This window comes from Polyangium sp. y55x31 (genome assembly GCF_029946505.1).
In the GTDB taxonomy this organism is placed as follows: domain Bacteria; phylum Myxococcota_A; class Polyangia; order Polyangiales; family Polyangiaceae; genus Polyangium.
In genome coordinates this window covers 50,376-67,437 of sequence record NZ_JARZHG010000037.1, presented here as the reverse complement: position 1 = coordinate 67,437, position 17,062 = coordinate 50,376, and the positions used below count along the sequence as shown (strand labels likewise).

Sequence of the window (17,062 nt, the reverse complement as noted above, 5' to 3'; positions counted from 1 at the left end):
CGATCCATGACGAAACGACGCCCTGCCGAGCGCTCGCGTGGTGCCGAAAGGCGGTCCGTCGACCGGGACGGCGTCGTCCATGTCGAGCTCCGGCGGGGCGGTTTTCCCATGGGTCCGGTCGCGATCGGCCTCGTCGCGACGGGGATCCTCGCATTTCTGTCGTGGCAATGGCGAGCGGAGTCGCCCGCGGAGGCGGCCGCGGGGGCGACGGCAAAACCAGGACAAACCACGGAGGCCCGCGCACCGGCACGTCCGAAAGGCGCGCCGACGCTCCGCTTGGCCACGCGATCCGCCCCCGCGGCGGACGTCGCGCCGAAGGAACGCGCGGTCCGCGCCGAGGATTCGGAGCCGGCAGGCGAGGAGGGTCCGGACGAACCTTCCGCTCCCGACGACCCTGCCGGGGCCGCAGACGAAGGCGCCGGTCCTGCCGCGGGCGCGGGGAAAGAGAAGACGGGCATTCACGCATTCCCCGCGCCCGGGACGAAACGTATCAAGCCAGGCCTCGTCGTCCCCGACGATTTCCCTTTGCCGCCCGGATACGTGCGGCATTACCAGGCGACCGACAAGGGCCGGATGCTCGAGCCCATTCTGCTCTACCACCCCGATTACGAGCTCGTCGACGCGAATGGAAAGGTGATCCCGATCCCGCCCGATCGTGTCGTCCCGCCGGACATGGCCCCGGAGGGTTTGCCCCTCGCCACGCTGGAGGTCCCGGCCGACGCCTATGCGGACCGCGACGAACATGGCCCGGCCTCGAATGCCGATCCCGGACAAACCGGCGTCGAGGAAGAAAAAAACGCGGACGAAGAGCCATGAGCGCCCGCCCCCTCCCGAAGCGCCTGCGCCGATTCTGGACCTCGAAGCGCCTCCGGGATCGGCTCCTCGTCCTCGCGCTCGGCGCATTCGCCACGGCCTATCTGCTCGGCATTTGCAGTCGCACGGCGGGCTCGTCGTACCTCGCGTGTCTCGTCGCCTTCGTGCCCTGGCTCCTCACGCTGGAGCGGGCCGAGCGCCGCCGCGACGCGCTCTTCGCCGGCCTCGGGATGAGCATCTTTTTCGTCGCGCTCGTCTTCCCCTGGTTCCCCGAGACCGCCGCCTCGTATGCCGGAACCTCGCCGAGCCTCGTCTGGCCGCTCTTTTTGCTGCTCGCGCCCGTTCTCGAACCGCAGTTCGTGGTGTTTGCCCTCGTGCGCCTCGCCGTGCGGCGTGCGGATAAGCCGTACCCCGCGCTCCGGGCCGCCCTCGCGGCAGCGGCGGCGTACGTCGGCGTCGAGCTGGTTTTTCCCAAGCTTTTTTTCGATACCGTCGGGCTCGGCCTCCACCCGGCCGCGTCGTTGCGCCAGGGCGCCGAGATCGTCGGCGCGCACGGCCTCTCGTTCGTCTTGCTCCTCGTGAACGAGGGGATCGCGCTGTCGATCGTGCGCCTCGCGCGCGCGCCCAAGGCCCGTGGATTCGCGCATCCAGCCGTGCCGGCAGCGCTCGCGCTCCTCGCCGTCCTCGCCGGCGCGGGGTATGGCCGAGCCCGGCGCGCGGCGCTCGCCGAGGCGAATGCAAGGCCCGCGATCTCGGTCGGGGTTGTCCAGGCGAACATCACGAACTACGACAAGCTACGCGCCGAGAAGGGCGCCTTCGAGACCGTCCGCACGATCCTCGACACGCACTTCAAGCTCTCCGACGGGATTCGCCAAGGAAAACCCCTCGACCTCCTCGTCTGGCCCGAGACCGTCTATCCGACGACGTTCGGCGCGCCGAAGAGCGAGGCCGGCGCGGCCTTCGACGAGGAGATCGGCGCCTACGTGGTGAAGACGGGCGTCCCGCTCGTGTTCGGGTCCTACGAGAGCGAAGGGGATGACGAGTACAACACGTCGTTTTTCTTGACGAACGACGCCAATGGCAAGGTGGCGCGCGCTTCCTACCGCAAGCGCATGCTTTTTCCGTTCACCGAGTGGGTCCCGCCGATGCTCGATTCGCCCTCGCTGCGCAGCTTCATGCCCTGGGCGGGGCACTGGAAGCGAGGGCCGGGCCCGGAGGTCGTGCGGGTAGGTTCGTCCGGGCACGAGGAGATCACCGCTCTGCCGCTCATTTGCTACGACGTCCTCTTCCCCGGGTTCGTCGCCGAGGCCGCGGCGAAAGGCGCGGATCTCATCGTCACGCTCTCGAACGACTCGTGGTTCCCCGACGGGCGCGCCCCGAGGCTCCACCTCGTCTCCGCCGCATTCCGCAGCATCGAGACACGTCTGCCCCAGGTACGCGCCACGAATTCCGGCATTTCGGCAATCATCTCCGCCGACGGAGAGATCCTCGCAAGGACGCGATTCGACGAGGAGGAGACGCTCGCCGCAGACGTCCCGCGCGCCGCGCGTTTCGTGACGCCGATGGTCGCGTTCGGGCATCTGCGCGCGCCCGCGCTGTTCGCGCTCGCCGCGCTCCTGCTCGGGCACGCGTGGTGGTTCAGAGCAGGGCGGCGTAATCTTCGAGCGTCTCGACCGGAACGCCGTACCGAGCGGCGACGTCCTCGATCCACGGGCCCCGCCGCAGCGCCTTGAGGAACGCCGCCAGGCGCTCGGCGACGTAAAACGACCCGCCGAGCGGCCCACCGACGCCGACGATGGCGGTGAGCCACGGGATGTGCGCGCCCAGGAACTCGAACTGGAGGTTCCGGAGCAGGAAGTACATCACGACGCCAAGCCCGAGCCCGAGCAGGATGCACGGCACGATGACCAGCTTGTGCAAAACGCTCGCGCGTCGGGCGAGCTCCGACGCGGCTCGGGCTTCGGCCTCCGGCGTGTGAGGCCTCGCCGGCGAGGCCGTGCGGTACGTCGTCTCCAGCGTTCCAGCCATGTGTCCCCCGATTGTATCAGGGGTCTCCGGATCAGGCGAGGAGGTGAGCGAGGACGTACGCCGGAATGAGGACGAAATACGCGACGTCCACGACGATCTCGGCCGCGCGTCGCAGCCCCTTGGCGCGGCGCGGGAGCAGGTACGTCGCGCCGAGCGAGAGCACCTCGACGACGATCCGCACGAGGCCCGCGTAGACGACGAGGGCGCCGAACACGCCCACCCACCGGAGGAGGAATGCGGCGAGGTACGGGCCGAGGCCGAAAAGGTGATATTGCCCGAAGGCGCCGCCATACATGATGTACTGGTGCAGGCGGAAAAGGACGATCGCGAAGGCGAGCGGGACGAGCCCGTATTTCACCACGAAATAAGGCCACCGGCGCCGCCCGAGCGCGCGCCGCGCGTCGGCGAAACGAACAGCCGGGTGATCGAGCGCGGATTTGGCCGCGGGGAGCTTTTCGCCGAGAGCTTCGAGCAAGCCCGCGGGATCACGGAGCACGAGGCGGCGCTGGAACGAGCGATTCGAACCGAGCACGATCCGGAGCCCCGGGCCGGGGATCGGCACGCGCCATGGACGGATGGCCTGGATGGCATCAAAGGGAATCTCGAATCGCTCGCGGCGCAGCGTGAGCGCGAGCCTGTGGGGCCCGACTTCGACGTTTCCTCGATAGTTGTGGCCGAGGAGCACCGCGAGGAGCAGGGGGCCGCCGGAGAACAAGGCGATGCCGAAAGCGACGGCGAGCGGCGGCGCGGTCCTCGTGCCGGTCACGATATCGCGGACGATATGCACGGCGACATAGAGGACGTTGAGGAGGGCGATGAGGCGCAGCGCCACGGAGAGTGCCCGCGTGGCCGGGCCGTAGGCTTGGATGGGGAATGCACCTCGCCCGGGGGGGCTCGTCTCCGCGGGGGATTCGGGCGCGTCGGCCATGCGTGCACGATAGCACGCGATTCAGGCGATATCCTCCAGCTCGCGACCGCGTGTCTCCGGCAATGTGAGGAGGATCAGGGCGACGGCGAGCACCGGGAAGACGACGGTGGAAGACACGGCCTTGCCCCATCCCACGGATTCAGCGGCGTACCCGACGAGGACGGGCGTGACGCATTGCGCGGTGCGGCCGAAGAGGTGGTTCGACCACCCGAAAGCGTCGCTGCGCAGCTCCGTGGGGAAAAGCTCCGCGTTGTACGCGGCGAGCACGGAGCCCGTCGCCGTGATGCCGCCCATCGCGAGCACGAGCGAGATCAGGACGAGGGAAGGGGAGCCGGCGAGATAACAGCCCACGGTGCCGGCCACGACCGAGAGGTAAATGATGACCGAGGCGCCCCGCCGGCCGAGGACGTCGAGCAGCTTCGCGGAGAGGAATGCGAGCGGCATCCCGGCGACGGCCGCGATCGAGATGTAAAGGCCCACGCGCCCGTCCGTGTACCCGCGTTCCCCCATCGCGTGCTCTTTCCAGAACGTGATCGCGTTCGTGGTGCACGCGTACGTGAGCATCCAGATGGCCGCGAGCAGGAGCATCCGGTTTCGGTGGGGCGGGAGGAGGATCTGCGTGAACGGCCGCTTCGCGAGGCTCGTGCCCTCGACCTGCTCGGTGAAGCGGCGCGTCTCGCGCAGGGATCTGCGGGCGACGGCGAGCAAGAAGAGGGGCGCCGTGCCGAGCACGTAAATGCCGCGCCAGCCGAGGGACGACTTCAGCACGACGGGCGTGATCCCCGCGCAGACGATGGCGCCGACGCCGGTCAGCGCATTGAGGACGCCGATGTAGAGGCCACGCCGATCGGCCGGGAACTCCTCGGCGGCGACGACGAGGGAGAGGGCCCACTCGGCGATGAGGAAAAATCGCGCGGCGATCTGCGCGGCGCCGAACGTGAAGGGCCCGCGGGCGAGCGCGGTGAGCGCGGTGCAGAGGGCGTAGCCGAGGATCGTGACGGCGAGGACGCCGCGCCGCCCGGCACGATCGGCGTACCGGACGAGGCCGTAGGAGAGGATCGCGCCGGCGCAGATGGCCCCGACGAGCCAGCCGGCGTCGCTCGGCGAGAGGCCCATTTCGGCGCGGATCGCGGGCAGGAGCTGGGTGAGGGCGAACGTGTCGAACCCCTCGAAGAAGCTCGCCACGCCGAGGAACACGAACAGGCGGCGGTGGTATCGATCGTCGCTCATCCGGACCGCTTTCGTGCGTATCAGGGAAACGGGCCTTTCACAACGGCGGAAAACCGGCCATCATCCGGTCGGCCGCATGGTGGATCTTTCGAATCTCGGGGAGGGGCTCAACCGGCTCGAGACCATGGCGAATGCGGGTCTCGTCCTCGCCACGCTCACGCTGTGGAGCCTCTTCCTCTGGGGGCTCCGTTCGCCCGAGCGCGGGGAGCGATGGTTTCGTGTCGTCGTGTTTTTCCACCTCGCGCCCTTGCCGCTCGGGCTCGCCGACGGGAACCATCGCGAGGCCTTGCTGTTCCTCCGCTTCGCCCTGCTCGGCGGCGTGGCCCTGATCATCGGCCTGCCCCATTACCATTTCGAATCCGGCGAGCGGCTCCGGCCGCGCCTCGTGTTGGCCCTCGGCGTCGCCGCCGTGTTCGCCGGGCTCTGGTTCTGGATCGATAGGTCCTTCCGGTAAAACCTCCGCCCCGCCCGGTTCCATGGGGCCAAACCTGGGGTTCCAGGTGCCAAACCATTTCGAACCTTCGTGGCTTGACGAGGCCGTGGATCTCGGCTAGGTGCGGCGTAAGGGTTCCCTAGGGACAAACATGCGATACCACGCGGACCTCCACGTCCATTCGAGGTACTCTCGCGCCACGAGTTCGGACTGTGACCTGTTTCACCTCGCCTGGTGGGCGCGGCGGAAGGGGATCACGGTCGTCGGTACGGGCGATTTCACGCATCCGGCCTGGATGGCGGAGCTCAAGCGGCAGCTCGTCCCGGCCGAGCCGGGGCTCTTTCGGCTGCAGAGCGATGTCGAGCAGGCCGTTTCGGCGCGGCTCGAAGGGCCTTGCCGGGGGACCGTGCGGTTCATGCTCTCGGTCGAGATCTCGACCATCTACAAGAAAGGCGAGCGCGTTCGGAAGGTGCATCACCTCGTGTACGTGCCCGATTTCGAGGCGGCCGAGCGGTTTGTCGCGTCCCTCGCCCGCGTGGGCAACCTGAACGCGGACGGCCGGCCCATCCTCGGCCTCGATTCGCGGCACCTCCTCGAGATGGTGCTCGCGTCGGGCCCCGGCAGTTACCTCGTGCCGGCGCACATCTGGACGCCCTGGTTCTCCGTGCTCGGCTCGAAGGCCGGGTTCGACGCGGTGGAGGAGTGTTACGGGGACCTCGCCCCGCACGTCTTCGCCCTGGAGACCGGTTTGTCCTCGGATCCGGCGATGAACTGGCGTCTCTCCCGGCTCGACCGCTACCGCCTCGTGTCGAGCTCGGACGCGCACTCGCCGCCGAAGCTCGGGCGCGAGACCACGGTCTTCGACGGTCCGATCGATTACTTCTCGCTCCGCCACGCCCTGGAGACGGGCGAGGGGTTCGTCGGGACGATGGAGTTTTTCCCCGAGGAGGGCAAATACCACCTCGACGGGCACCGGGCGTGCGGCGTGCGCCTCGAACCCTCGGAGACGCTCGCCCGCGGCGAGGTTTGTCCGACCTGCGGGCGCCCCGTCACGGTGGGCGTGCTCAACCGCGTCGAGACGCTCGCCGACCGCGACGAGGGATACAGGCCGGAGAACGCCCCCGATTTTCGCAGCGTCGTGCCGCTGCCGGAGGTCCTCGCCGAGCTCTCGTCCGTGGGGCCGTCGAGCCAGGTCGTCGAGCAGAGCTACCGGGGGCTGCTCTCCCGGCTCGGGCCGGAGCTCTTCATTTTGCAGGAGGCCCCGCTCGAAGACATCACGCGGGCGGGGTCGTCGCTCCTGTCGGAGGGGATCGCGCGGATGCGCGAGGGGCGCGTGATCCGCGAGGCCGGTTATGACGGCCTTTATGGGACGATCCGGCTCTTCACGCCGGACGAGATCAAGCGCCGGCCGGTGGTCGCGCTCCTCTTCGAGGACGAGCCGAGCCCCGCGCCGGCTTCGAAGAAACCGGCACGCGCCGCGGACAAACCCGGCCGCAAGAAAAAAGCCGCGGAGGACGAGCCGGAGGCCTCGCTGTTCGCGCCGCGTGTCGAGCCGACGACGGCGCCGGAGACGCCCCGATCGTTGCTCGACGGCCTCGATGCCGATCAACGCGCGGCGGCCGAGGTCGTGCGGGGGCCGCTCCTCGTCGTCGCGGGTCCGGGCACGGGCAAGACCCGCACGCTCACGCATCGCATTGCGCACCTCGTCCAGGAGCAAGGCGTCCCACCCGAGCGAATCCTGGCGATCACGTTCACGCGCCGCGCCGCCGACGAGATGCGCGAGCGGCTCGTGGTGCTCCTCGGCGAAGCCGGCGAGCGCGTGCCAGCGATGACGTTCCACGCGCTCGGGCTCCTGATCCTGCGTGATCATGGCGACCACGCGGAGATCGGCATTGCGGGGGAGCGCGAGCGGGTCGGCCTCGTCGCCGAGGCGCTCTCCGTCACCGAGCGCAAAGCGACGCAGCTTTGCGCGGCGATCTCGCGGTGGAAGCGGCGCGTGGCGCGGCGCGCCGAGGCATTGCAACGGTTTCCGGAGGAGTATTCGTCGGGCAGCGACCTCGATCGCGCGTGGACCGCGTACGAAGAGGGGCTCGCCGTGCGGAACCTCGTCGATTTCGACGACCTCGTCACGCTCGCGGTCGAGCTCGTCGAATCCCGCCCCGACGTGCTCGCGGCCTTGCGCGAACGTTTCGCGCACGTCTCGGTCGACGAGTTCCAGGACGTGGACGAACGGCAATACCGGCTCCTCTTGCTCCTCGCGGGCGAGGCGCAAAACGTCTGCGCGATCGGCGATCCGGACCAGGCCATTTACGGGTTCCGCGGCTCGGACGTCTCGTTCTTCTTTCGATTCCGGGAAGATTATCCAGCGGCGAGCGTGGTGCGCCTCGGGAAAAACTATCGATCGACACGCACGATCGTGGACGCCGCGCTCGGCGTCATCGCGCCCTCGCCGACGGTCGGCGAGCGCGTGCTCCGCCCGCTCGTCGAGGATCGGAGCCGCATCGTGATCCACGAGGCGCGGACCGAGCGCGCCGAGGCCGAGTGGGTCGTGCACGTGATCGAGCGCCTCGTCGGCGGCACGTCGCTCTTTTCGATGGATACGGGCCGCGTCGGGCCCGCGGAAGGGGAGGGGACTCACGCCTTCGGCGACGTGGCCATTCTGTACCGCACCGACGCGCAGGCCCACGCGCTCGTCGAGGCGCTGCGTCGCTCGGGCATGCCGTTTCAGAGGCGCACGCACGATCGGGTGCTGGAGCGGGCCGCGGCGATGGCAATCGTGCGGGCGTTCGTCGCGACGCACACGCCGGGCGCGCCGCTCGCGCCTTCACTACAGGCGGCGGCGGCGCGCGTGCGGGAGGAGATCGCGGCGCCGCACGAGCCCGAGGACGTGGCCTCGAATCCGCCTGGAGAGGGCGAGGAGGCCCCGTCGTTCCGCGAGGCCGACGTCGACGCGGCGCTCGTGGTGCTGCTCGTGATCGCGGCGCGGTCGGGCGAGGACGCCGAGCGATTCCGCCTGGAGGTTTCGCTCGAGGTGGAGGTGGATACGTGGGATCCGCGGGCGGATCGGATCTCGCTGCTCACGCTGCACGCCTCGAAGGGCCTCGAGTTCCGGGTGGTGCTCGTCGTGGGCTGCGAGGACGGCCTCTTGCCATTGCGATTCAAAGGCCGCGAGGACGAGGCCGACGTGGCCGAGGAGCGAAGGCTCTTTTACGTGGGCATGACGCGCGCGAGAGAGCGCCTGTTCCTTTCGTATACGCGTGAACGCGTGCGTCATGGCAAACCCGTGGCGACGGAGGCCTCGCCGTTCCTGCGCGAGATCGAGGAGCGGCTCCTCACCGAGGAGAGCGCCGAGCTACCGAAGAAGTCCCCGGATCCGCGGAGGAAGCAGCTCACGTTGTTTTGACGTGGGCTTGGGGGTGAACCGTCGGTCGTCATTCATCGGCCGCCCTCCTGGCGAATGGGCGCATGCTCCAGGGCGACGCTGCACGTCGACGCGCCCGAGGGGCCTGCCTCGCCGCATGGATCCTCCCCCGCTGACGCACGCGCTTCCGCTCCCGCTTCTTGGTGGTATCCTCCCCTCCGCCCATGATCCTCGAATGTCGCCACTGCGGTGCGCCGCTCGACGTGAAGCCCGACGCGGCGCTCACGAAGTGTCGCTACTGCGGGACCACCAGCGAACGCCGCCTGCTCCGCACGGTCTCCGCCGAGACCCCCCGTGATTTCCGCCCGCCCCCGCAGTGGATCCCGCCCCCGCAGTTCCCGGCCCCGTCGAACCAGGCGCTCGCGTATCACGAAGAGACCTTGCGCGCGAACACGCGCGCGAACTGGATCGCCCTCCTGGTGGGCGTCTCGCTTGCCAGCTCGCTCGTGCTCGGACTCCTCATCGCGCTCGGCGGCAGCATGGGGTCCTCGAAAAAGGGCGGGGTCGTGGCATCCGTGCTGCCGGGCAAGACGCCCCAGGAGCTCGCGGCCGTTCGAATCGACCAGAGCCGGGAAAACCTCGCGAAGGCGCTTTCCGGAAACCCCATGGGCTCCATGCTCGCCGTGTCCGTCTCGCACCCGCGCTACCAGAGCATCTCGTTCATGTACGACGACAAGGAGCCCGCGTTTCCCCAGAGCTTCACGCTCGTGCAGCGCTCCGGAGCGACGCCGGATCCCAAGGCGATCGAGGCCCTCGGGAGCCGCCTGCACGGTGGGCTCGTGGACGGGAGCTGGAACTGGGCGAGCCTCGTGGCCGTGAACACCGACGCGAAGACGGGCCTCGTCTCCGCCACCGTGCTGGGGGGGCGCGTGGGCGGCACGAGCGCGCAAGCCAAGACGCAGCTCGTCGCCATGTGGAAGCTCGTCCTCCACGCCGTCTTCGGCGCGGGCAGCGGCCCGACCCCCGAGGAAGCCCGCTGGATCGGCGCGCCGCACCCCTTCGCCGCGCTGGAGACGATCGACCTCACGACGACCGTCGACAAGGCCGCCGCGACCTTGACCCAGAAGTTCCCCGGCGCAGCCTTGTTCACGTTCATCGAGCTTGGCGTCACCGTCGCCGTGGATCACCCGCTCCTGCGGGACGCCGAGTTCTCCTACCCCAACGAGAAGGGGGGCACGCTCCGGACCGCCGCGCTGCACGGGACCAAAGCGTTCCCGGAGCGCCGCGAGGCGCTCGTCGCGTGCCTCGAGGGCAAGCTCGGCAAGGCGAAGGTCCAGGATCGCGATTACCTGGCCAAGAAACGCGATTACGAGTTCACCGTGGGCAAGCTCTGGCTCGACATCGGGGAGAAAGACGCTCACGTGCACTGGTTCCCCGGACGGCTCAACGCCCCGGATTGGAAGCGCGTCGTGGGCGCCGTGGGCGCCTGCCGTTGACAGGTGACTCGTCGCCCTCGCCGGGCCTTTTTTCCTGAGCGTCCCCTTGGAAACCATCTTCAAGGTCTTCGAGAACAATCACATCGAGCCGCCGTGGTCGTACGTCTGCGTCTTCGCGCTCGACGCCGCCATGCTCCTCGTGATCGCGTTCTGTGTGCGCGAGATCCGGCGCGCGCGCCGCGCGGCCGTCGAGGCGGACGCCGTGATCAAGCCGAAGGCCCCCCTCTTCGAGGGGGCGCGGTTCGTCGCCGGAACGGTCGAGCTCGCGCAGGGCGAGTCCGACGCGGTGCGGGTGACGATCACGCAGGAGGGCAGCGAGCAGGCCGGCAAGAACAACAACAAGACGCACTCATGGGTGGAGACGGAGCGTGAGACCCGCGCGCGGCCGTTTTATCTGCGTCACGACACGGGCGCCCGCGTCCGGGTCGAGCCGCCCGAGGACGTGCTGCTCGTCGACACGCTCGATCAAAAAGAATGGCTGCATTCGTCGCGGCGAAAGCTGCGCGCCGAGCTTTTGCCGGGCGAACGTGTGATAGTGGAGGGGCGGCTCCACAAGGCGCCGGATCCCGAGGGGATCGGGGAGACCGCCGGATATCGCGAGGCCGCCACGATGGGCTTCACGATGAAGCCCTCGCCGCAAAAAGGCATGCACATCTCCACGGAGAGCCTCTCGCGCCGCCACGAGCTCCGCGCGCGGGCCTTTTACTGGACGTGCGTGTGGGTGGTGTTCCTCGGGTTCGTCATGAACGTCCCGCTCGCCACCTACCGGGCGCGTGTCTTCCTCGGCGAGAGCGTGGTCGCGACGCTCCTCGGCAAACGGACGTACGAGAGGAGCAACGGCAAGGGGAAGACGACCCAGCACCGCGCCGTCGACGTGCGTTACGAATCACCGCCGGGCACGGTCCGTTTTGGCGGGCTCGTCGAGATTGACGAGGACGATTACCTGGAGCTGCCGCCGGGGGCGAAGGGGGAGATCTGGCTCCGGCGCGTCCCGAGCTTCCCGATCGCGACGGCGCTCGGGCAGGGAAGCTCGGTGTTGTTCCAGGCCTGGTGCGTCGCCGCGGTGATCGCCGGCCTCGCGATGTACCGCGCCTACCGCACGCACACCTATCGGCGCTGGTATGAGGGGCGCCTCGTGGAAAAAGGCAAAGGACCGCTGCCCCCGCAGACGAACGAGCGTTTCCTTTCGGACGACCCCAAAGCCCTCGAAGCACGCCGAACGCGGGCTCTTTCGCGCGAGCGCGCCGCGAAGCGCATGGATCCGATCTCGCTCGATTGAAGCTCAGAAGGTGTTCCACAGGCGTCGCGAATGAAAACCCATGCGCCTGTGCATCGACCGCATCGCGGTCGATGCATCAGAGGTCCAGGGCTGGCCCTGGTCCCGGGTCGAGGGGCGGACAGCCCCTCGTCGGGTCCGGGGTGAAACCCCGGCGCTACGCTGTGGAGCACCCTCTCAGGCTTCGGCCTTGGGCCGCAACATCACGAGCAAGACATCCGCGTTGGGGACCTCTTCCGTCGGCACGAGGCGCTTGCCGCCGCTCGCGAGCCGCACCTCGATCCACCGCGACGAGAGTTTTGCCCGACGAACCTCCTGCCGCGCGACCGCGTCCCCCTCGCCGAGGTGGAGGCGCAGCTCGTCGAGCTTGCAGCGCCCGAAAAACGCGCGCCCTTCCTCCTGGATGCGCCGCTCGGCCTGTTCCAGCCGATGCTCGAACGTGCGGGCCGAGAGCTCGCGGCCGAGCGCGTACGGGTCGCGCATGGGCGTGGGGAGCCGGATGCGGTCGCCTGCGCGGTCGTCGATCCAGAGCGCCGAAACTTCGGGCGGGGCGTCGCCGAGCGCCTCCCAGAACAGGCCTCCCACGGACGTGATGTCGTGAAAGCGCACGTCTCTCGTGTCCTTGCCGCGCCCGATGCGCAGCCCCTCCTCGTGCACCTCCACGCGTTGCCCGCGGGCCCGCACGAAGTGGGAGAAGGCCCAGATCCCGAGCGCGCCGAAGACGAGCGCCGCCCCGCCGAAGATGAGCAGGCTCAGGGGCTCGACCGCCTCGTGTTTCGGCATGAAGAACAGCGGCAGGGCCGCGCAATCGAGCGCGACCAGGAGGCAGAAGAGCCCCACGCCGATACGAATGCCCTGCTGGACGATCGAGACGGGGTGCACCGAGACGAGCGCGCCCAGGGGATCAGCGTCACGGTACGGAGTCTGGGCGCGCACGGTGCTCCTATTTCGCGACGTCGAGCCGCTTGCCTTTCGGCCCGTCGATGTCCGCGAAGAAATCGTTCCCCTTGTCGTCGACCACGATGAATGCCGGGAAATCGACGACCTCGATCTTCCAGACCGCCTCCATCCCGAGCTCGGGGTATTCGAGCACCTCGACCTTCTTGATGCAATCCTTCGCGAGCCGCGCCGCCGGACCGCCGATCGAGCCGAGATAAAATCCTCCGTGCTTCTTGCACGCCTCGGTCACCGCGCGCGAGCGGTTGCCCTTGGCCAGCATCACGTACGACCCGCCGCTCGCCTGGAAGAGATCCACGTACGCGTCCATGCGCCCCGCGGTCGTGGGCCCGAACGAGCCCGAGGCATATCCCTCCGGCGTCTTCGCGGGGCCGGCGTAATACACCATGAAATCCTTCATGTACCCGGGCATGCCGTCGCCGCGATCGAGGCGCTCCTTGATCTTCGCGTGCGCGATGTCCCGCGCCACGACCATCGGCCCCGAGAGCGAGAGGCGCGTCTTGATCGGATACCGCGACAGCTCGGCCCGGATCTCGCTCATCGGGCGGTTCAGATCGATCCGCAGGACCTCGCCGGAGAGCTCCGCGTCCGTCGTCTCGGGCAGGTACTTCGCCGGATCCCGCTCGAGCGCCTCGAGGAAGATGCCGTCCTTCGTGATCTTCGCGAGCGCCTGCCGGTCGGCCGAGCACGAGACCGCGATGCCCACCGGGCACGAGGCGCCGTGGCGCGGCAGCCGGATCACGCGGACGTCGTGGCAGAAGTATTTCCCGCCGAACTGCGCGCCGATGCCGGTGTGCTGCGTGATCGCGAGGATCTGCCGCTCGAGCTCGACGTCGCGGAAGCCGCGGCCGAGCTCGTTGCCCTCGGTGGGCAAGGTGTCGAGGTAGCGGGCGGACGCGAGCTTGGCGACCTTGAGCGTCTGCTCCGCGCTCGTGCCGCCCACGACCACGGCGAGGTGGTACGGCGGGCACGCCGCGGTGCCGAGAGCGCGGATCTTCTGCTCGACGAACGCGAGCAGGCTCTCCGGGTTCAGGAGCGCCTTCGTCTCCTGGTAGAGGTAACTCTTGTTCGCCGAGCCCCCGCCTTTGGCCATGAACAGGAACTTGTAGGCGTCACCTTCGGTCGCGAAGATCTCGATCTGCGCCGGCAGGTTCGTCTTCGTGTTGACCTCGCGGTACATGTCGAGCGGCGCGAGCTGCGAGTAGCGCAGGTTCGTCGTGCGGTAGGTGTCGGCGACGCCGCGCGCGATCGCGGCCTCGTCGCTCCCCTCGGTGAGCACGTACTGCCCCTTCTTGCCCATCACGATCGCGGTGCCCGTGTCCTGGCAGGAGGGCAGGACGAACCCGGCGGCGATGTTCGCGTTCCGGAGCAGCTCCAGCGCGACGAAGCGGTCGTTCGCCGAGGCCTCCGGGTCTTCGAGGATCCGCGCGAGCTGCGCGAGGTGACCCGGACGGAGCAGGTGCGCGATGTCGCGCATGGCCTCCCGCGCGAGGAGCGAGAGCCCCTCCGGCTCGACCTTCAAGAACGTCCTGCCTGCCGCCTCGATCGTCGAGACGTGGTCCGTCGTGACGAGGCGGTAGGGCGTCTCGTCCTTGCCGAGGGGGAGCATGTCCTGGAACTGGAAATCGCTCATCGGGCGAAGGTGTACCCGAGGCGGTAGGCGTGTGCCAAGGGCGCGTTCGCAAGGGGCGGACAATTGCAGCGATCGACGGCCTGGTTGCATCATGCACCCACGCTGCAAAGGAACGGGGTACCTCGAAGACATCGCGAAGCTGCCTCGCGCGAGACAACGCGTGATCGATCGCGGTAGCATCGATGCATGCGCGCTTGGATCTCGGCTTGGATCCTGCTCGCGGCCTCGTGTGGAGGCGGCGGTGAATCGGTATCGCTCGGCGGCGGAGGCAACGGCGGGACGATCACCGGAGCGGTGTCGAGCGGCGCGGTCGGAGGCGGAAGCGCGAGCAGCGGAGGCGGCGAAGGCGGAAGCGGCGGCGAAGGCGGAAGCGCAAGCGGAAGCGGCGGCGGAGGCGGAAGCGCAAGCGGCAGCGGCGGCGGAAGCGCAAGCGGCAGCGGCAGCGGCAGCGGCGGCGGAGGCGGAAGCGGCGGCGCCGCCGCGGCATGCGTCGGCAAGAGCGCGATGCCTCCCGGCGACAAGGACATCACGATCACCACGAGCGGCGAAGAGCGGTCTTTCAGGGTGCACGTCCCGCCCGGCTACGACCCCGAGAAGCCCGTGACCCTCGTGCTCGCGTTCCACGGATATACAGAGTCGATCGACGACTTCGCGGTCCGCACGCATTACGGCGAGGCCGTCGACGCGCGCGGCCACATCGTCGTCTTCCCGCGCGGAAAGGCCCCGTTCGGCGTCCCGGCCTGGAACGCGGGGACCTGCTGCGGCACCTCGCAGATCCAGAACACGCCCGACGTCCAGTTCGTGCGCGACATGATCGACCGCATCGCCGAGGACTACTGCGTCGACCCCAAGCGCATCCACGCGACGGGTTTTTCCAATGGCGGCATGCTCTCGCACCGCCTCGCCTGCGAGCTCGCCGATCGCATCGCCTCGATCGGCGCCGTCTCCGGCACCATGGCCATCAGCGAATGCGTGCCCGCGCGGCCCGTGCCCGTCCTCCACATCCACGGCACCGGCGACATCATCGTCCCGTACGCCACTCCCTTGGCGGCGCAGACGGTTCCCGGCACGATCGAAGGTTGGACCACGCGGAATGGGTGCAACGCGGAGGCCCAGACGACCTACGAGCAAGGCAAGGCGCGCTGCGAGCGCCAAACGGGCTGCGACGCGGGCGCCGACGTCGAGCTCTGCACGATCGACGGCGGCGCCCACGAATGGCCGGCTGGCTCGGGAATGGGCGACCTCGCTGCGACGGACTACATACTCGATTTCTTGGAGGCCCACCCCATGCCTTGACCCTTCCGCCCTTGACGCGGGTGGTCTTGGCTGGATAAAGGATCGCGATGCTCCAGGTCCTCGACGCAGACGAAGAGTATCTCGTCGCCACGCGAGGCCACGTGCTCGTGACGGTCTGGGGCAGGCTCAACCTCGACCGCGTGCGGCGCGCCTTCGCCGTGAAGCGCTGGCTCATCGAGGAGTCCGATCACGAGGCGAAGACGTTCGGCTTCGTGGCCGTCATCATGCCGCAGCGTCTCGCCATCCCCGACAGCCTCGAAGCCGAGATGGCCAAGCTCGACGACTTCCTGGCCCCGCACGTCCTCGCGCGCGCCGTCGTCATCGAGGGCGAAGGCATGCGGTCGACCCTCCTCCGCGGCGCGGGCAAGGCGACGAGCCTCCTCAAGCCCCGCGGGTACCCGGAGAAGCAATTCGGCGACATCGGGGACGCGGCGCGGTGGCTCGTGCCGCAGATCGCGACGAAGACGGGTCAGGTGATCACCGCCGAGGATCTCGCCTGGGACATCGCCGAGGCGCGGGCGATGCACCATCACATCGGCTGATTCGCCCCCTCGACCGTGCGGAGCGGGGGGCGAAGGACTACTCGATGTCGAGCGGCACGACCTCGACCGAAGGCGGCCGATCGCCGCCGCGCTTCACGTACACGAGGTGCTGGAGCGGCACCGCGTGCCAGGTCTCGTGATCCCGCGTGAGCGGCTCGGAGGCGACGATGCACGAGCTCGCGTCCTCGTCCGCGGCGAGCATGCGCCATTCGCCTTCGTACAGGCCGTACGATTTTCCGATCGTGTACCAGATGCGGAGCACCCGCTCCTCCGGCGGGTGGAAATCGTCCCCGAGCCCGTCGTAATGCCCGAGCCCGTACGTATAACAGACGGCGACGAGGTCGTTGCCGTCCGAGAGGAAGAGGTTCATCGGGGAAAACGTGCGGATGCCGAGCTCGCGCCGGATCCCGGCCACGATCCGCAGCGCGGAGGTGACGCCGCGGGCGATGTCGAGCGCGCTGAGGTCCGCGGACGGATCGGGGAGCTGCGAGAGCAGGAGCGCGTAGAACCACTCGCTGTCGGTCGTCCCGTGGATCTGGCGCGCGAGCGCGGGCCGGATCTTCGGCAGGAGCGCGAACTTCATCTCCTCGAACCGCGCGAGCTGCCCATTGTGGGCGAGGGCGAGCCGGGCGCCCTCGAACTGGAACGGGTGCAGGTTCTGCTCGTGGATGATGGCGCGCGTGTCGTATGGCACGCCGCGCAGGTGCGCGAGCAGGGCCGTCGCGCGCACCTTCGCCGCGAGCGCGCGCAAATTCCGGTCGTAGATCGCGAGCTGCGTGCTGCGGTAAACGAAGGGCAAATCCGGGCGCTCCGAGCGCGCGTCCCATGCGAGCAGGCCCGAGCCCGCGAGGTTCAGCCGGGTGTAAAACGCGGCCTGATGGGTCTGGTTCACGAACGAGACATCGGGCTTGTAGAGCAGATCCTCGAGCGGGATCGGCTCACCGAGGTAGGCGAGGACGCGGCACATGGGAGACCTGATGTCGCCTGGGACGCGCGCGCTTGCAAGCTCCAACGACGCGGGTTCGCGAGCCGGCCTCGCCGGGAAGTGGTATCGTCTCGACGAAGGGGC

Annotated in this window: 14 protein-coding genes; 8 read left to right on the top strand and 6 right to left on the bottom strand. The window is 68.8% G+C overall.

The window, feature by feature from the left end:
• Positions 1-6 precede the first annotated feature (6 nt).
• Both QHF84_RS40090 and lnt read left to right on the top strand, forming a co-directional pair.
• Positions 7-816, top strand: coding sequence for a hypothetical protein (locus tag QHF84_RS40090; protein ID WP_281318851.1), 810 nt, complete (start codon positions 7-9; stop codon positions 814-816).
• Positions 813-2,546, top strand: a complete 1,734-nt coding sequence (lnt, locus tag QHF84_RS40085; protein ID WP_281318850.1) for an apolipoprotein N-acyltransferase — start codon at positions 813-815, stop codon at positions 2,544-2,546. Before QHF84_RS40090 ends, lnt begins: the two co-directional genes overlap by 4 nt.
• Here lnt and QHF84_RS40080 read toward each other — a convergent pair.
• From QHF84_RS40080 to QHF84_RS40070, 3 genes are read right to left on the bottom strand one after another with little or no spacing between them, the layout of a single operon-like run.
• Positions 2,452-2,841, bottom strand: a complete 390-nt coding sequence (locus tag QHF84_RS40080) for a hypothetical protein (protein WP_281318849.1) — start codon at positions 2,839-2,841, stop codon at positions 2,452-2,454. The two genes, lnt and QHF84_RS40080, sit on opposite strands and share 95 nt — an antisense overlap.
• Before the next feature lie 31 nt (positions 2,842-2,872).
• On the bottom strand, positions 2,873-3,769 hold the full coding sequence (locus tag QHF84_RS40075; protein ID WP_281318848.1) for a hypothetical protein: 897 nt from the start codon (positions 3,767-3,769) through the stop codon (positions 2,873-2,875).
• A 21-nt stretch (positions 3,770-3,790) separates the two neighbouring features.
• Entirely contained in the window at positions 3,791-4,999 is a 1,209-nt protein-coding gene (locus tag QHF84_RS40070) for an MFS transporter (protein WP_281318847.1), read from the bottom strand.
• 76 nt (positions 5,000-5,075) lie between these two features.
• Between QHF84_RS40070 and QHF84_RS40065 the strand changes: the two genes are divergently transcribed.
• The 4 genes from QHF84_RS40065 to QHF84_RS40050 all read left to right on the top strand — a co-directional run bounded on the left by QHF84_RS40065 (position 5,076) and on the right by QHF84_RS40050 (position 11,568).
• Complete coding sequence (locus QHF84_RS40065) at positions 5,076-5,453, top strand: hypothetical protein (protein WP_281318846.1); 378 nt, start codon at positions 5,076-5,078, stop codon at positions 5,451-5,453.
• Between the two features lie 130 nt (positions 5,454-5,583).
• Positions 5,584-8,835, top strand: coding sequence for a UvrD-helicase domain-containing protein (locus QHF84_RS40060; RefSeq protein WP_281318845.1), 3,252 nt, complete (start codon positions 5,584-5,586; stop codon positions 8,833-8,835).
• 182 nt (positions 8,836-9,017) lie between these two features.
• A complete protein-coding gene (locus QHF84_RS40055) occupies positions 9,018-10,289 on the top strand; it encodes a hypothetical protein (RefSeq protein ID WP_281318844.1) in 1,272 nt (423 codons plus the stop codon).
• 46 nt (positions 10,290-10,335) lie between these two features.
• Complete coding sequence (locus QHF84_RS40050; protein WP_281318843.1) at positions 10,336-11,568, top strand: hypothetical protein; 1,233 nt, start codon at positions 10,336-10,338, stop codon at positions 11,566-11,568.
• Between the two features lie 174 nt (positions 11,569-11,742).
• Here the strand turns inward: QHF84_RS40050 and QHF84_RS40045 are convergent, their stop codons facing one another.
• Together QHF84_RS40045 and QHF84_RS40040 are read right to left on the bottom strand one after the other, a co-directional pair.
• Positions 11,743-12,501 carry a hypothetical protein gene (locus QHF84_RS40045; RefSeq protein WP_281318842.1) on the bottom strand — a complete coding sequence of 253 codons (759 nt, stop codon included), beginning with the start codon at positions 12,499-12,501 and terminating at the stop codon, positions 11,743-11,745.
• A 7-nt stretch (positions 12,502-12,508) separates the two neighbouring features.
• On the bottom strand, positions 12,509-14,155 hold the full coding sequence (locus QHF84_RS40040; protein ID WP_281318841.1) for a fumarate hydratase: 1,647 nt from the start codon (positions 14,153-14,155) through the stop codon (positions 12,509-12,511).
• Between the two features lie 186 nt (positions 14,156-14,341).
• Between QHF84_RS40040 and QHF84_RS40035 the strand changes: the two genes are divergently transcribed.
• Together QHF84_RS40035 and QHF84_RS40030 are read left to right on the top strand one after the other, a co-directional pair.
• Entirely contained in the window at positions 14,342-15,451 is a 1,110-nt protein-coding gene (locus QHF84_RS40035; protein WP_281318840.1) for a PHB depolymerase family esterase, read from the top strand.
• A gap of 47 nt (positions 15,452-15,498) precedes the next feature.
• A complete protein-coding gene (locus tag QHF84_RS40030) occupies positions 15,499-15,993 on the top strand; it encodes a hypothetical protein (protein ID WP_281318839.1) in 495 nt (164 codons plus the stop codon).
• A 37-nt stretch (positions 15,994-16,030) separates the two neighbouring features.
• On the opposite strand, the gene QHF84_RS40025 is transcribed toward QHF84_RS40030, so the two are convergent.
• Positions 16,031-16,960 carry a class II glutamine amidotransferase gene (locus tag QHF84_RS40025; RefSeq protein ID WP_281318838.1) on the bottom strand — a complete coding sequence of 310 codons (930 nt, stop codon included), beginning with the start codon at positions 16,958-16,960 and terminating at the stop codon, positions 16,031-16,033.
• Between the last annotated feature and the right edge of the window lie 102 nt (positions 16,961-17,062).

Coding starts and splice junctions, on each gene's coding strand:
- QHF84_RS40070 (WP_281318847.1), bottom strand. CDS start 4,999: ATGAGCGACGATCGATACCACCGCCGCCTGTTCGTGTTCCTCGGCGTG.
- QHF84_RS40025 (WP_281318838.1), bottom strand. CDS start 16,960: ATGTGCCGCGTCCTCGCCTACCTCGGTGAGCCGATCCCGCTCGAGGAT.
- QHF84_RS40035 (WP_281318840.1), top strand. CDS start 14,342: ATGCGCGCTTGGATCTCGGCTTGGATCCTGCTCGCGGCCTCGTGTGGA.
- QHF84_RS40065 (WP_281318846.1), top strand. CDS start 5,076: ATGGTGGATCTTTCGAATCTCGGGGAGGGGCTCAACCGGCTCGAGACC.
- QHF84_RS40055 (WP_281318844.1), top strand. CDS start 9,018: ATGATCCTCGAATGTCGCCACTGCGGTGCGCCGCTCGACGTGAAGCCC.
- QHF84_RS40040 (WP_281318841.1), bottom strand. CDS start 14,155: ATGAGCGATTTCCAGTTCCAGGACATGCTCCCCCTCGGCAAGGACGAG.
- lnt (WP_281318850.1), top strand. CDS start 813: ATGAGCGCCCGCCCCCTCCCGAAGCGCCTGCGCCGATTCTGGACCTCG.
- QHF84_RS40075 (WP_281318848.1), bottom strand. CDS start 3,769: ATGGCCGACGCGCCCGAATCCCCCGCGGAGACGAGCCCCCCCGGGCGA.
- QHF84_RS40080 (WP_281318849.1), bottom strand. CDS start 2,841: ATGGCTGGAACGCTGGAGACGACGTACCGCACGGCCTCGCCGGCGAGG.
- QHF84_RS40060 (WP_281318845.1), top strand. CDS start 5,584: ATGCGATACCACGCGGACCTCCACGTCCATTCGAGGTACTCTCGCGCC.
- QHF84_RS40030 (WP_281318839.1), top strand. CDS start 15,499: ATGCTCCAGGTCCTCGACGCAGACGAAGAGTATCTCGTCGCCACGCGA.
- QHF84_RS40090 (WP_281318851.1), top strand. CDS start 7: ATGACGAAACGACGCCCTGCCGAGCGCTCGCGTGGTGCCGAAAGGCGG.